Source organism: Mesorhizobium sp. WSM4976 (assembly GCF_029625685.1).
In the GTDB taxonomy this organism is placed as follows: domain Bacteria; phylum Pseudomonadota; class Alphaproteobacteria; order Rhizobiales; family Rhizobiaceae; genus Mesorhizobium.
Map to the genome: position 1 here is coordinate 107,315 of NZ_JARTVT010000025.1, position 14,558 is coordinate 121,872.

General features: G+C 66.2%; 14 protein-coding genes. 8 read left to right on the forward strand and 6 right to left on the reverse strand.

Annotated features, from left to right (window positions below; translation table 11 throughout):
- Nucleotides 1-3 precede the first annotated feature (3 nt).
- Nucleotides 4-1,152, reverse strand: coding sequence for an amidohydrolase (locus P9272_RS27145; protein WP_278162952.1), 1,149 nt, complete (start codon nt 1,150-1,152; stop codon nt 4-6).
- Between the two features lie 406 nt (nt 1,153-1,558).
- Here P9272_RS27145 and P9272_RS27150 point away from each other — a divergent pair, with 406 nt between their 5' ends.
- Entirely contained in the window at nt 1,559-3,481 is a 1,923-nt protein-coding gene (locus P9272_RS27150) for an EAL domain-containing protein (protein ID WP_278162953.1), read from the forward strand.
- A 134-nt stretch (nt 3,482-3,615) separates the two neighbouring features.
- Nucleotides 3,616-5,688, forward strand: a complete 2,073-nt coding sequence (locus P9272_RS27155; RefSeq protein WP_278162954.1) for an ATP-binding cassette domain-containing protein — start codon at nt 3,616-3,618, stop codon at nt 5,686-5,688.
- A 97-nt stretch (nt 5,689-5,785) separates the two neighbouring features.
- Here the strand turns inward: P9272_RS27155 and P9272_RS27160 are convergent, their stop codons facing one another.
- From P9272_RS27160 to P9272_RS27170, 3 genes are all read right to left on the reverse strand, one after another.
- Nucleotides 5,786-6,322: a hypothetical protein gene (locus P9272_RS27160; RefSeq protein ID WP_278162955.1), complete on the reverse strand. Its 537-nt coding sequence runs from the start codon at nt 6,320-6,322 to the stop codon at nt 5,786-5,788.
- Entirely contained in the window at nt 6,319-7,152 is an 834-nt protein-coding gene (locus tag P9272_RS27165) for an SPFH domain-containing protein (protein WP_128261336.1), read from the reverse strand. Before P9272_RS27165 ends, P9272_RS27160 begins: the two co-directional genes overlap by 4 nt.
- 106 nt (nt 7,153-7,258) lie before the next feature.
- Nucleotides 7,259-7,798 carry a hypothetical protein gene (locus P9272_RS27170; protein WP_278162956.1) on the reverse strand — a complete coding sequence of 180 codons (540 nt, stop codon included), beginning with the start codon at nt 7,796-7,798 and terminating at the stop codon, nt 7,259-7,261.
- 556 nt (nt 7,799-8,354) lie between these two features.
- Here P9272_RS27170 and P9272_RS27175 point away from each other — a divergent pair.
- The 4 genes from P9272_RS27175 to P9272_RS27190 all read left to right on the forward strand — a co-directional run bounded on the left by P9272_RS27175 (nt 8,355) and on the right by P9272_RS27190 (nt 10,489).
- Nucleotides 8,355-8,765 carry a DOPA 4,5-dioxygenase family protein gene (locus P9272_RS27175; protein ID WP_278162957.1) on the forward strand — a complete coding sequence of 137 codons (411 nt, stop codon included), beginning with the start codon at nt 8,355-8,357 and terminating at the stop codon, nt 8,763-8,765.
- 208 nt (nt 8,766-8,973) lie between these two features.
- Entirely contained in the window at nt 8,974-9,249 is a 276-nt protein-coding gene (locus P9272_RS27180) for a PepSY domain-containing protein (RefSeq protein WP_128261333.1), read from the forward strand.
- The gene (locus P9272_RS27185; RefSeq protein ID WP_278162959.1) at nt 9,227-9,823 is read left to right on the forward strand and encodes a cytochrome b/b6 domain-containing protein; all 597 of its coding nucleotides are present in this window, start codon (nt 9,227-9,229) and stop codon (nt 9,821-9,823) included. Before P9272_RS27180 ends, P9272_RS27185 begins: the two co-directional genes overlap by 23 nt.
- 129 nt (nt 9,824-9,952) lie before the next feature.
- Entirely contained in the window at nt 9,953-10,489 is a 537-nt protein-coding gene (locus P9272_RS27190; RefSeq protein WP_278162960.1) for a cytochrome b/b6 domain-containing protein, read from the forward strand.
- A gap of 361 nt (nt 10,490-10,850) precedes the next feature.
- On the opposite strand, the gene P9272_RS27195 is transcribed toward P9272_RS27190, so the two are convergent.
- Complete coding sequence (locus P9272_RS27195) at nt 10,851-12,371, reverse strand: HWE histidine kinase domain-containing protein (RefSeq protein ID WP_278162961.1); 1,521 nt, start codon at nt 12,369-12,371, stop codon at nt 10,851-10,853.
- Between the two features lie 88 nt (nt 12,372-12,459).
- Nucleotides 12,460-12,810, reverse strand: coding sequence for a hypothetical protein (locus tag P9272_RS27200; RefSeq protein ID WP_278162962.1), 351 nt, complete (start codon nt 12,808-12,810; stop codon nt 12,460-12,462).
- A gap of 216 nt (nt 12,811-13,026) precedes the next feature.
- Between P9272_RS27200 and P9272_RS27205 the strand changes: the two genes are divergently transcribed.
- Nucleotides 13,027-13,218, forward strand: a complete 192-nt coding sequence (locus P9272_RS27205) for a hypothetical protein (protein ID WP_278162963.1) — start codon at nt 13,027-13,029, stop codon at nt 13,216-13,218.
- A gap of 723 nt (nt 13,219-13,941) precedes the next feature.
- Nucleotides 13,942-14,517 carry a hypothetical protein gene (locus tag P9272_RS27210; protein ID WP_278162964.1) on the forward strand — a complete coding sequence of 192 codons (576 nt, stop codon included), beginning with the start codon at nt 13,942-13,944 and terminating at the stop codon, nt 14,515-14,517.
- The last annotated feature ends 41 nt before the right edge of the window (nt 14,518-14,558 follow it).

A 14,558-nucleotide genomic window follows, 5' to 3' on the forward strand; every position in this document is an offset into this window, starting at 1 on the left:
CGATCAGCCGAGCAGATTGCGCGCCGCGCGCATGAAAATTCGCGAGCCGATCGGGATCAGGTCGTCGGGAAAATCATAGTCGGGATTGTGCAGCGATGGGTGCCTTTCGCCGGCGCCGAGGAAGAACATCGCCGATTTGGCGCTGTGGCCGAAAATGCCGAAATCCTCGGAGGCGCGCATCGGCAGCGCCGCCTCGCTGCGCGCAACGCCTTCCTCGTCGAGCGCGCGGGCAAGATGCGCGACCGCATCCGGCGCATTGACGCTGGCGACGAAGATCTCGTGATAGTCGAAGCGCACCGAGAGCCCATGCCTGCCGGCGATTTCTGCCGCGAGCGCTTCGGCCGAGGCGACGAGTTCGGCCATGCGCTCGTCACGCCTTGTGCGCAGCGTCGCCCACACTTCCGCATAGCCCGGCGCGATGCCGAACACGGCTTCGCCCATCGAACAATGGGTGACGGTCACCATGCTGAAATCGTCGTCGGCGAAGGTGCCGCGCCCGAGCGCGGGCAGCGCCGGCATCAACTGGCTCACCGCCGGCATCGGCGAGGTGCCGGTTTCCGGCATCGAGGAATGCGCGGTCTTGCCTTCAAGCACGATGCGCATGCCGCGCGAGGCGCAGTTGACGGTGCCGGCCTTGAGCCGCACCTCGCCGAACGGCACGCCTGGCAGATTGTGGAGCGAAAACGCGAAGTCCGGTTGGATTTCACCAAAGCGCGGATCGGCGACGACGCTGGCCGCGCCGTTGCCGGTCTCCTCGGCTGGCTGGAACATCAGCACGACGCGCCCGCGCGCCGGCCGGTCGCGCCCGAACTGGCGGCCGAGCGCGGCCAGGATCGCGGTGTGCCCGTCATGCCCGCACATATGCGACTTGCCCGGCACTTGCGAAGAATGCTCGGCGCCCGAAAGCTCCTCGATCGGCAGCGCGTCGAGCTCCGAGCGGAACAGCACCGTCGGTCCGGCCTTGCCGCTGTCATAGACCGCCGCCACGCCATGGCCGCCGAGCCCCGTCAGCACCTTGTCCGGCCCGGTATCCGCGAGGAAGGCGACCACTTCCTTCGCCGTCTTCTCTTCCTCGTTGGATATCTCCGGCTGCCGGTGCAGCTTGCGCCGCCATTCGGTCAGCTCGACGATGTCTCGATTGGTAAGCGCCATAGCGGGCTCCGTCTGCCTTGCTTGTCACCCAAACACAATAGGGTCTTTCCCGCGCCGGGCCATGGCCATCAATTCCTGTGGCCCACCGGGAATTCCCGTTCGTGGCCCGCTATATCGAGACCCAGCCCGATCCTCCGGCAGGCTAGACCATGTCATACGTCAGGCTTGGTCCGCGGCAGGTGCTGATATTCGGCGTAAGCCTCGTCGAGATCGGTTAGCAGCCCGACGAGCGTGTTCACACTGACGCTCCGCCCTGAGAGCAACTCCGCGCTTAATCAGGAAATGCACCGTAAACCGCTGAAATCCTTAACACGATTTTCATTCCGCTCGCCTACTCACTAGGGACATGAAAAGGCATGACGAGCGGCTGGTGGCGGGTCCCTCTTCTGAGGGTAGGAGCGAAGCCGTGGCCGCCGGCATCCTGCGCGATCAGCTCGCCGATCTGAGCAAGGGCGTCTTCGTTTCGATGCCCGTCGGCACGGTGCTCTCCGCCCTGATCCTGGCGGTGCAGCTCCTGTCCGGCGGCGGCCTTGCCGCGGTGGCGTGGTTTGCCGTGATCGCCCTGGTCAATGGCGCACGCCTGGTGCTCGCGGTTCCCCGGTCGGGCGCGCCCGACGAGCGGCCGGAGGCGGTCGGCGCCCGGCTTTCCCTCTATGGCCTGCTTGCGCTGGCGTCGGGTGTCGCCTGGTCGTTCCTGGCGCTGCTGAGCGACGGATACACCACCGCCCAGGCGCCGCTCTATCTCATCGTGCTTGCCGGCATTTCGGCCGGTTCGGTCACATACGGCGCCTGCTACGCGCCGGCTTCGATCAACTTCATCACGCTGCCGCTTCTCACCGCGGCCGCCTGCGTGCTGGCGCAAGGCGGGGTCGAGAACTCCGTGCTGGGCTTCACCATCCTGCTTTTCCTCGGCGGTATGATCAGAAGCGCGCTGCTGGGGCAATCCCGTTTCGGCGAGACGAGCCGCCTCAAATACGAAGCGCGCGAGTTCGCCGCCGAGATGGAACGCAACTCCAGGCGCGACCCGCTGACGGGCCTGCTCAACCGCCACGGGCTGGAGCAGGCAATCGCCGGACTCGGCCCTTCCGACGGCCCGTTCGCGGCCATGCTTATCGACCTCGACGGCTTCAAATCCGTCAACGACACCTATGGCCACAACATCGGCGACGGCCTGCTGGTCAAGGTGGCGCGCAGGATCGAGGACCACGCCCCGCAAGGGGCGACGATCGCGCGCATCGGCGGCGACGAGTTCGTGCTGCTCTTCTCCGCCTGCAGGTCGCGGCAGGCTGTCGGCGAGCTTGCGTCAAGCATCATTGCGGCGATCGCGAATCCGGACCCGGAGCTGAATTCGGTCCGCGTCGGCGCCTCGATCGGCATCTATCAGTCGGACAAGCCGCGAGTGACCGAGATGCTGCTCAAGGCGGATTTCGCGCTCTATGCGGCCAAACGCGGCGGCAGGAACGAATACTGCCTGTTCGACGCGGATCTCGACGGCGCGCTGGAGCGCAGGAACCGCATCGAGCGCGACCTGCGCGGGGCCATAGAGACGGGCGCGCTGTGCTGCTGGTTCCAGCCGCTGGTGAGGCTCGACACCAGCGCGGTCGTCGGCTTCGAGGCGCTGCTGCGCTGGCAACACGACGTCCATGGCGCCATCTCGCCGCCCGAGATCGTCACCGCCGCGCGCGAGACCGGTCTGCTTTCGCTGCTGACCGAAACGGTGTTCCTCAATTGCTGCGCCATGATCGGCGAGTTGGTGAAGGACGGGCGGCGCGATGTCCGGGTCGCGATGAACCTGTCGCCGCGCGAGCTCGAGGCCGGCAATGTCGACGACATCATCCTCCAAGGGCTGGGGACCAAGGACGTACCCGCCGCCATGCTCGAGATCGAGATCACCGAGGAGGCGCCGGTCGACCGCGGCAGGGTCGACCAAAAGGTCGGTCGGCTGGCGGATGCGGGCATATCGATCGTTCTCGACGATTTTGGCACCGGCTTCTCGACCCTGGTGTCGCTGAAGGACAGCCGCATCCGCAAGATCAAGATCGACAAGGATTTCGTGCGCGACCTCGCGAAATCCGTCGAGGATCAGGCCGTGGTCGAGGCGGTGATCGGCCTTGGCCGCACGCTGGGGATAGAGGTGATGGCCGAGGGCGTCGAGACCGACGCCGACCGCATGATCCTGCGCTCGCTGGGCTGCATGATCGCGCAGGGCTATCTGTTCTCGCCAGCACTGCCGATGCAGGACGCGCTCGCCTTCGACGCGGCCGGCGATTCCGCGACCGGGGCGCTTTTCGAGCCGCTGCGCGGTTCCCGCAGCGGCAACGCCGCCTGACAGGCCATTCTCGGGATCCGGCTGGGCACCAGCCGCGAAAGGGCAGGGTAGCGGCACACGGGGCGGGAGCGCCCTATGCGATTGGCTAGGGCGGCCGGCATGAAACCTTTTGATTTTTGGGCCGTTGTGCGGCGATGCCCAAGGCCAAAGCCAAACCGACGCCCGCAGGCGCCGCCGCTCCGCGTGCGGTCCGTCAATCGCCCCCGCAAAAGCGGGCCGGGGAGCCGAAGCCGCGGCAGGAGAAACCATCCGGGCCGCGCGATGGCGAGCCCAAGGCGTCCGAGCAGAAAGCGCCGGCCGATGCCGCGCCGGAGGCCATCGGCCATGCCGGGACACCGCCGCCCGAAGCCGCCGAGCCCGGTCCCGCGCTTTCGCCCGAAGAGGCCGAGCGGGCGCGCAAGAAGTATCTTCTGCGGCGCTTCTGGATCAGCGGCCGTGGCTATTGGGGTTTGCATGGCGACAGGCTCGCCTGGCCACTGACGATCGGGCTGCTCACGCTGATCTGTGTCAATGTCGGTTTTCAATACGGCATCAACCGTTGGAACCGCGCGATCTTCGACGCCATCGAGCAGCGCGACGCCCACACCGTCTACTGGCTGAGCGCCATCTTCCTGCCGCTGGTCGCCGGCAGCATCAGCCTGGTGGTCGCCCAGGTCTACATCCGCATGACCATGCAGCGGCGCTGGCGCTCCTGGCTGACCACGGCGGTCATCCAGCGCTGGCTGGCCAGCGGCCGCTACTACCAGCTCAATCTCGTCAAAGGCGACCATGCCAATCCCGAGGCCCGCCTGACCGAGGATCTGCGGATCGCCACGGAATCGCCGGTCGACTTCGTCGCCGGTGTCCTCAATGCCTTCCTGTCGGCCTCGACCTTCATCGTGGTGCTGTGGACCATAGGCGGCGCGCTGAGTTTTTCGCTGGGCGGCTCGGTCATCACCGTGCCCGGCTTCCTCGTCGTCACCGCCGTCATCTATGCCGCCATCACCTCCACCTCGATGTTCTTCATCGGCCGCCATTTCGTCGAGCTTTCCGAGCAGAAGAATCAGACGGAAGCCGAGTTCCGCTACGTGCTGACGCGCGTGCGCGAGAACGGCGAGAGCATCGCGCTGCTGGGCGGCGAGGAGGAGGAGAACGCCGGCATCTTCCGGTCCTTCGCCGCCGTGCTCGGCCGCTGGGCGCGCCTCACCGGGCAGCACATGCGCACCACGCTCGTCTCCCAGGGCTCCAGCCTGTTCGCGCCGGTGGTGCCGGTGCTTTTATGCGCGCCGAAATTCCTCGACGGCTCGATGAGCCTTGGACAGGTCATGCAGGCGGCTTCCGCTTTCGCCCTCGTGCAGGGCGCGTTCGGCTGGTTGGTCGACAACTACCCCCGGCTCGCCGACTGGAACGCCTCGGCCCGCCGCATCGCCTCGCTGATGATGTCGCTCGACGGCCTGGAGCGGGCCGAAGAGAACGACAAGCTGGGCCGCATCCAGCGCGGCGAGACCGAGGACGGCGCCATGCTCAGCCTCAGGAATCTCTCCGTGACCCTCGACGACGGCACCTCGGTGGTGAAGGAGACCGAGGTGGAAATCCAGCCCGGCGAGCGCGTGCTGGTCTCGGGCGAATCCGGCACCGGCAAGTCGACGCTGGTGCGCGCTATCGCCGGCCTCTGGCCGTGGGGCAGCGGCAGCGTCGATTTCCACCCGGGCAAGCGGCTCTTCATGCTGCCGCAGCGCCCCTATATCCCGTCCGGCACGCTGCGCCGCGCCACCGCCTATCCGGCCGCCGCCGACAACTGGAAGAAGGCCGAGATCGCTGCTGCCCTCGACAAGGTCGGCCTCGGCTATTTGAAAGACCGGCTGGAGGAGGAGGCGCCATGGGACCAGACGCTGTCCGGCGGCGAAAAGCAGCGCCTGGCCTTCGCGCGCCTTCTGCTGCATGCGCCGGACATCGTCGTGCTTGACGAGGCGACCTCGGCTCTGGACGAGAAGAGCCAGGACAAGATGATGCAGACCGTGATCAAGGAACTGCCCAGGGTCACCATCATCAGCGTCGCCCACCGCGCCGAGCTGGAGGCTTTTCATACGCGAAAGATCACGCTGGAGCGGCGCCAGGGCGGCGCGCGGCTGGTGAGCGATGTCGATCTGGTATCGAGGAAGAAGAAGCGCGGCTTGTTCCAGCGGGCGCTGTGGGGGAGCGGGGCGAATGGCGGCGCGGGACGGTGATGACAAGGCGACGGGACATCCCTGGTCGCGCGCAATCGCGGATGGCACTTCACGCGGCCCGTCCCAGCGCCGCGCGCCGGGCCGGGCCGCGCCGGCCTCACAGCAGGAAGGTCTGCCGGTCGCGCAATGTGGTTGCGATGGCAGTGATGCCGGTCTCTATCTCGCTTTTGTTGGCCAGGATCGCGTCGCTAGCCGCGCCCTCGACGAGAGAGCGTAAGAGCTCCGCCTGTCCTACCAGCACCGCGTCCTTTTCGGCGAGCGTGGCGAGCGTCGTCCCTTCCGACCGGTAGCGCTGCGCCATGCGATCGTTCTCCGGCACCGGCTGGTGGCGGATCAGCCCTTCCAGCCCGCCCACCTCGCGTCCCAGCCGCTCCAGCGCCTGGGCGTTGGCGACGACGGCCGGGTCGGGGAAGGGATTGGCCCTTGTCGGCGGCGCGATGTTCTCGCGCCGGTAGCGGCTCTCGGCCGCGTCGAGCCCCGCCCGCGCGCGGCTGAGCAGCGAGCACGCCATCTGGCGCACCCGCTGGTCGTCGGCCCGGAGCTGGTTTTCCAGCCGGTAGAAATTGTAGCCATAGCCGTAGAACAGGTTGATCCCGACCTGCGCCAGCGGTCCGGCCTCGTAGAAGCGGCTCATCGCGTCGCGCCCACTTCGTCGCCTAGCGGATAGAAGCCGGTGGGCTGGCCGCCGATCTGGAACGGCACGCCGGCGGCGGCGTTTGGCGCCGACACTAGGCCTTTGTCGGCCATGCGCAGCGCCAGGTAATAGCGCACCGCCTCGATGGGGCTTAAGCCGATCGCCTGCAGCGAGATCAATTCGCGCATGCGCTCGTCGCGCGGCATGATCAGCACCTTGAGGTCGTTGAGCATGATGCCGTAGACCTTCAGGAAATCGGTGAGATGCGCCTTCACCGCCTCGCGCACGTCGCCTATGCGCTCGTTGATGTTCTCCATCTTGGTGACCTGGATGATCTGGTTGATAGCCTGCTCGATGGCCGGGCCGGCATAGTCGGCGATCTCCTTGGTGTCGATCACGGCGCCGGCGAAGGGCATGTGGGTGATGAGGTCGAGCGCCTCTTCCTTGCTGTCGATGTGGATGTAGTAGTCCACGACATAGGCCATCTCCGCCATCTCGGCGCTGGTCGCCACGCCCTCGTTGCGCACCAGAAGCTTCGAGCGGTTGATGTAGATGACCTCATAGACCCAGGGCGACGAGCCGCCGAAGAAGCCTTGCACCACCGACCCGACCAGGGGCTTGTCCGGCGTCTGCAGCGCGTATTGCCCGGTCTCATAGACGTTCAGCACCGCGCCGCGCGACTTCAGGATGCAGAAATGGTTGCTCTCGACGGTGAGCAGCGAGCCTGAGACGATGCTCTCGTCGACGATCTTCATCGCCACCGTCCTGGTGCCCAGCGCATCCGTGCCGTCGCGCTGCAGAGACGTGATGACCTGCCTGGTGATTGCCATTTTCTTTCCCTCGCTTGGTTGGAGGCGCGCCTTGCGCGTGCCTTATGGATTAACGATGTGAAAACAGAGAGTTGGAGCGGATAGGTGATTCGAGATGGGAGCCGCGCTAGCGCGGCGAGCAGAGGCCCTTGCCCCTGAAGGATTGTTCGAGCCGCGCGGTGCGGTCCGTCCGCTGCCGGAAGCCATTGTCGCCGTCGAGCAGATATTTCGCCCGCTGCTTGCCCTGGGCCTGCGCCGGCTTCGCCTGCCGCCCTGCCGTTTGCCTGGCCGCCGCCTGCCTGAGCGGCTTCAGCGCCTCGGCCGTCCTGCGCTCGATCTCGGTGGCGACGCCGGACTCCTGCAAGGCGCGGCTGACGGCATTGCCGAGCATCTCCCGCCCTGTCTCGCCGAGCAGGGCTTCGCCAAGCAGGCCTTTTTCGCCCAGAAAACCTTTCTCGCCGAGGAAGCTCGAAACCACCTTGGCGACATCGGCGATCTCGTTGCCTTCGGCGTCGCCGTCGTCGGAGGACACGGCCCGCGGCGCGGCGCGCCGGCCGCCTTCCGCGCGCCGACCCTCCCGTGGAGCGCTTTTTTCCCCGCTTCGCCCCTTGGCGAACCACTGCCAGGCGACGAAGCCGAGCGCGAGCACAAACAGAAGATGCGACATGCCAAACCCCGCTGGAAACCGCCAAAACATACTCAAGACCGAGGAAAGAGCTAAGCAGGCCGATCACGCGAGCCCGGGAAGGAGCCCCGGATTTGCGTGTTGGTGTTGAGCGCGCCGTTTCGGCCGGCCCGCTCGGTGGTCCGTCTTGATTTGCCCGCTTCGAACATGCCGGAACGCGCCCGCTTCAGCGTGCCTTGCCGCCCGTTTCCGGGCGCCAACAGCCACGCCTGAGGCGTCTCAAAGCCCGTTCCGTCGCCGCTCCCCCTCCATCCCTTGCCTCATTCTCAAAGACGTCTTGTTCCCAGGACGGGGCTGTCCGGGAACCATGGATGGCATGCTTGGCTGTTGATAAGCGAAGACTGAAATAGCTGCCATACACATTGTCGCGAGCGGCCTGCGTCGGGACGGAGCGGGCAGCGCCAGCGTCCGCGATTGTCCTCGGGGCCGGTGGCGGAATGCACTTGGCCCGGCATCCGCATGCAGACAAAGCCCGCCCACCTCGGCTACAGTCTCGCCAGGCACGACAGGATGGAACATCGGGGAGGGGAGCATCGCGATGAACGACGTCAGATCGCTGGCGGAGATCGCCAGCTATCACGCCCATATCTATTTCGATGGCCCGGCCGAGCGCCGGCAGGCAGAATGGCTGCGCGAGCGCATCGGCGAACGTTTCCGGGTGCGCCTGGGCAACTGGCATGACAAGAAGGTCGGCCCGCATGACCAGGCCATGTACCAGGTCTCCTTCGCGACCGGCCTTTTCGCCACGCTGGTTCCGTGGCTGATGCTGAACCATGGCGGCCTGAGCATCCTCATCCATCCCAACACGGCCAATGCCAGGCGTGACCACCTCGTTGACCCGATCTGGATCGGTCGCCCGCTGGCGGTGCATGGCGAGGTCCTGCCCGATGAGGATCACGAGGCGGAAGCGGCGCTGGAGGTGAACACCGACCCGACGCTTGACCTGTAGGAGCCCTTCCGCGTTCCGTCGGCTTAGCCGCAAAATTGGCGGTATCGAGCCCGCCGCCCGGTTCTCCGCGCCGGCCATTTTCCGGGACGGCTGTCAGTCGGTTGTCAGGTTGGATTCGCTATGCCTCGCCAGTGACGCGCGCAAGCCGTCACGGCCTGTCGGCTGAAGCCTCAGTCGCATCGCAACCTCCCAACCAGATGGAGATCCCATGTATCGCACTCTCGTTATCGCCGCCCTCGCGGGCGTGATCGCCGGACCGGCCCTGGCGGCCGGCACCTGCAGCACCGCCGCGAAATCGAAGTTCCAGCCCAAGGCGACGCTCGAGGCGCAGTTGAAGGGCGAGGGCCTCACCGTGCGCCAGATCAAGACCGAGAAGGGCTGCTACGAGGTCTATGCGGTCGACAAGGGCGGCAAGAAGGTCAACGCCGCCTACAATGCCGAGACCCTCGAGAAGCTCGACAATGCCGAAGCCGGCGAGAACTGATCGAGCCCTGCCGGCACAAGCCCACGCGCACCCGTCTCGCGACGTGGTGCGCGTCTGGGACCGTGTCGTGCGCGGCTTCCACTGGGCGCTGGTGCTGAGCTTCGCAATCGCCTGGTTCACGCCGCAAAGCGCCGAGAACATCCACCACTGGGCCGGCTACGCCGCCGCCTCGCTTGTCGCCATGCGGCTCGTGTGGGGCATCGTGGGCACGCCCTATGCGCGCTTCTCGCAATTCGTGCGCCATCCCTCGACGGTGCTGCGCTATCTCGTTGCCATAGTCAGGGGCAGCGAGGCCCGTTATGTCGGCCACAACCCGGCGGGCGGCGCTATGGTGATCGTCCTGATGGCCATGATGGTGTTCGTGGCGGTGACCGGGTGGATGGAGACGACGGACGCGTATTTCGGCGTCTCCTGGGTGGAGGACGCGCACAGCCTGGCGGCGCACGGTCTACTGGCGCTGGTGTTCGTCCATATCGGCGGCGTGGCTCTTGCAAGCCTTCGCCATAATGAAAACCTTGTTCGCGCGATGATCACCGGACGCAAGCGCAAAGCCGCGCCGGCCGACATCGCCTGAACGCGCCCCGGATGGGGGCAACCGCGGGCGCCTGCCTGGTCGCCCGCGGGACATATCGGCGTTTGCGCGATGACACCGTGGCGTTCCCGGTCTCGGGGTGCGCGCGAGCCTTACAGATGGAGCAAGCCGATGCGGCGCTATACACAGATTACAATCGTGATCCACTGGCTTACGGCCCTGCTGGTCGTCCTCGCCTGGTTCACCGCCGAGGGCGGGCGCCATGCGCGCGCCGACCCGCCCTACCTGCATTTCACCCTGGGCCTTGCCGTGCTGCTGCTGGTCGTGCCGCGCCTGCTGGCGCGCTGGCTGGGCGCTGCGCCCCGCGTCGAGGACCCGCAGAGCCGCTGGATGGATCTTGCCGCGCGCGCCGGACACACGGTGCTCTATCTGTTCCTCATCGCGCTGCCGCTCAGCGGCTGGTATGCCGCCTCGCGCCTCGGCATCCAGGTCTCCTTCCTGGGGGTGGACCTGCCAGCGCTCGCCGCGCCCGTGCAGGGCGCGCCGGGTCTGATCGCCGACCTGCATGGAACCGGCGGCACGCTGATCCTGTGGCTGGCCGGCGCTCATGCGCTGATCGCGATGTGGCACCAGTTCGTCATGAAGGACGGAACGCTGGAGCGCATGAACCCGCTCACCTCGAACGACCTCGCCGACAGCCGCGAATAGAGCAATTTCAGGAAAGGCGGTTAGGCTCGGCGCCTTCGCCGTAGCCTTCCGCCAGGAATTGCGTAAAAGCAAGGAGATAGAGCGGTTCGCCGTTTCCTTGAAACGGTGAAACGCTCTGGCAGGTGCCCGGGTGGAACGAGCGGCTGCGCCGGCGCATCGGCCGCGCAAGCGGCGCTTCAGGTGGCCGGCGCCTGTTGCCTGTTGGGAGCAGCGTCCCGACGCCGGCCCGGCGAATCTGAGTCCGCCGCATATTCAAGTGAGCTAAAGTAGCGGCGCCGCGATATGGCGCGATCGCATAAGCCATGCCGGATGGCTGTCGAGCCGCGTCGGGTAGCCGCGACCGATGCCGGTTGTCGCGCCGTCAGGCCGGCGTGCTGTCCTCGACCGGATCGTCCAGCCTTCCGGCCTCGTCCACGACCACATTGTCCAGCGGCGCCGAGAGCGTCCAGCGCACGAAGCCGGGCTGGCGCTCCAGCGAGGCGCTGCCGGAGAGGCTGGTGGGCACGACGCGCTGCAGCACGACGCTGCCGAAGCCCAGATGCGGCTCGTCCTCGGGCGGCTCCGCGGCCCGCGACGTGCGCTCTTCCCAGACCAGCTCGAACTCCCTGGGCTCCTCGGCGTCCGTAGGCACCCGCCAGCTCACCCGCACCGTGCCTCTATCGGCCGAAAGCGCGCCATATTTGGTGGCATTGGTGCCGAGCTCGTGCAGCGCCATGCCGATGTTCTGGACCGCGTTGAGGCGCAGCGTCAGGTCCGGTCCCGACAGCTCCACGCGCTCCTCATGCGCGAAGGGCTTCAGGTGCTCGCGCACCAGGTCGGACATGCCGGCGCCGCGCCAGTCGTTCACCACCAGCAGGTCGTGCGAGCGCGACAGCGCCATGATGCGCTCGCGGATCTGGTGCTCGAACAGGCGCGGGTCGTTCGCCCGCTTGGCGGTCTCGCGGATCATCGACAGGATCACCGCATACTGGTTCTTCACGCGGTGGTTCACCTCGCGCATCAAAAGCTGGATATGCTGGTCGCTCGCGCGCCTTGCCGTGACGTCGGCGGCCATGCCGAACCATTCCAGGATCGCCCCGTCATCGTCGAGGATCGGGATCGCCCGCGACAGCGTCCAACCGACGCCGCCGTCGGCGCGCCGCACCCGGTGCTCCAGCTCGAACACCGAGCGCTCCTCGATCGCCCGGTCGATCGCGGCCTGGACGCTCGGGATATCCTCAGGAAAGAGATGGGCGTCGCGCCAGCGGATCATCGGCCCTTCCACCGCCGGCAGGAAGCCGCGGCCGTCAAGCTCATGCATCTCCTGCCAGTCCGGGCTCATGCGGTAGATGACATCGGAACTGGCTTTGACCAGCGCGCGGAACCGCTGCTCGCTCTCGCGTAGCCTGGCCGCCGCAAGCACCCGCGCCGTGGTCTCCGAGACGATGCACAGCACAGCCTCGACCGAGCCGTCCTGCGCCCGTACCGCCGAATAGGAGACGTCGAAATACACCGTCTCGCCAACCCCGCCCGAACGCTCGATGTAGAAGGGCCGGTCCCTGGCCGAGAACGTCTCGCCGGTGGTGAGCACGCCGCTGAGCAGCGGCTCGAGGTCGTCCCACAGCTCCGCCCAGTTCTCCCGCGCCGGCCGGCCGAGCGCGCGCGGATGCTTGTCGCCGATGGTCGGCGCATAGGCGTCGTTGTAGAGCGCCACGAAATCCGGCCCGCAGAACAGCACGATCTGCGCTTCGGCCGCGAGCATCAGGTCGACCGTGGTGCGAAGGCTGGGCGTCCACGTCTGAGGCGGGCCAAGCGGGCTGGAATCCCAGGAACAGTCGCGGATCAATCCGGCGACCTCGCCATTGCCCGAAGGCCAGGATGCTGTGTTGGGACCGGTCGCCATGGGCGCTCTAACGCGCCAGCCTGCTAAAATATCCGCGTGCCGCGACAAAATTTGGTGTGAGGGTTGCGGGCTGCGGCAGGCGGCGCGGTCAGCGCCGTTTCGAAAGCCGGTCGAAATTGCGCCGCACCTGCCTGGCCGCGGGCAACAAGGCCGCTGCCGTCGCTTCCACCGCCACCGTTCCGTCGCAAAGCGACGGGCTTTTGCCGGAAAGAACATCCGGCCAGAAGCGCAACGCCGCCTCGATCGTCTTTGCCTGTGCCGCGAACAGCCCTTGCGTTCCCGCAAGCGCCTTTTCCTGCACAGCCAGCAGCGCCTCGCGTCCATTAGGCGCGTGGCTCATGGCATCCAGCACCAACAGCGGCACCCGCATGCCGATCACCGCCGGCGCCAGCCAGAGATCGCTGCCGGAGTGCTTCCTGCGTTTCCTGCGGACGGCCATGAGCATCTTGCCTGTGTGCTTAGAAGGATGGCGAGACTACGCGCCAGAAGCGGGTTGGTTCCACGCGATGGTGGGGCAACCGGAAGGCGACAGCGCCGGCCGCGCCCACTGCGCCCGCCTGGCCAGCAAACGCCGCGCAGGCGATCTACCTCGCCCGCAGGATGATGATGGCTCTCCAGCAGGCGGTGGAAACAGGCAACTTCACCGTGCTGGGACATGGGCTCGCCAGGCTTTCGCGCCCAGAACACCGCCACCGACCTCGCGATCAGTTTCCAGGCGCTGCGCCAGTCCGGCGCCGACCTGACGGCGGTTGCCGTCGTCGCCCCGCAGCTCTCCACGCCCTTTCTCAATCCCCAGAAGCAACCGAAAACGTCGACAACCGCTGGCGCATCTCGGCCATCGGCGTGACGACCGCTCCGGCGCCGAAAGGGCGGGGTGGGGACAAGGGGAAGGCCGCGAGGTAGAGCGCGGGCGAGGGCGGCCGGGATGGAGAAGAGGAAACCGGCGTTTAGCCCGGCTGCGCGAGGGCATCGGCGAGCGTTTTCCCGTGCGCCTCGGCAACTGGCGCGACGAACCGGTCGGCCCGCACGAACACGGCCATGTATCAGGTGTCCTTGGCCACGGGGATCTTCGCCACGCTGGTGCCCTAGCTGATGCTGGCCTGAGCATCCTCATCCACCCCAACACCACCAACCCCAAGCGCGACCACCTGATCGATCCGATCTGGATCGGCCGCGTGCTGGCGGTGAAGGCGAGGTGCTGGGCGAGGAAGACGAGGCTAAAGAGGCGCTGGAGGTGAATACGCAGCAGAAGATGGGGTCTGATGGGGTGGCGCGCGCTCCGCGAGGTCGGCGTTGGCAACCGGAAGGATCGACTTGCATTTTACTCCTGGGGAGAAGAGCCGACTCCGTTGCTTCAGACAAATACCGATTTGTCTTTCCGTGATAACAACGCCGGATGAATTCGGACAAGCAAAGTCGATTCCTTCCCACACGGAGAAATGAACCTTGTCCGTGCAAAAGCGGGCTACGGTACAAGCATTGTCACGGTCGCTTTAACACGTTGGAGACCAGGGGCGATGGCACCGAACAACAACTCGCGGAGCTAGCGCGGATCAAGGAAGCGGAGGAGATGCTCCGCAAGCGTCAGCAGGGCCATGGTAGACCAATGATCACGGCGCTGCACGACGGTCATCGGGTGGTCGTGGTGGGAAAGAGGATGGTCTATTCGCCTCGATGGCGGTTTGTGACCGACTTCTTGCTAACCAACCTTAAGACTGTGCTTGGGCCGGAGTGGGGCGACGAGGCGTGCAAAAAGACTCCAGATCACCAGCTTTTTCGGTGGCTGGACGGTCTCTTTGAAGCAGCGAAGGAAGCTGAAGGGGGTGCGCTGCTCCCCCCGAGGGGAGACGTATCTGCCCTAACTCGTCTTGCCTATGCGCTATATCTGATCGAGCACAATGACAAGCCGCAGCAGAACCTGCTGACAAGACTAAGGCATCCCGAGAGCTTCGCCCCGGCCGTGTACGAAGCTCTTGTGGCTTCGGCATTTGCCGTGGCTGGCGCTCGGATCAATGGCGCTGAGGATGGGACGGGCAACTCCCCTAAGCCTGAATTCTTCGCTACATTCCAAAACGGAGTGACCTACGCTGTTGAAGCCAAACGAAAGCAGAATGGCCTGCTGCCGGTTTCGTGGACACCGAGATAAGGTGTTTGACGGAACTGGAGAGTGGGAATGCAAAGAAGGAA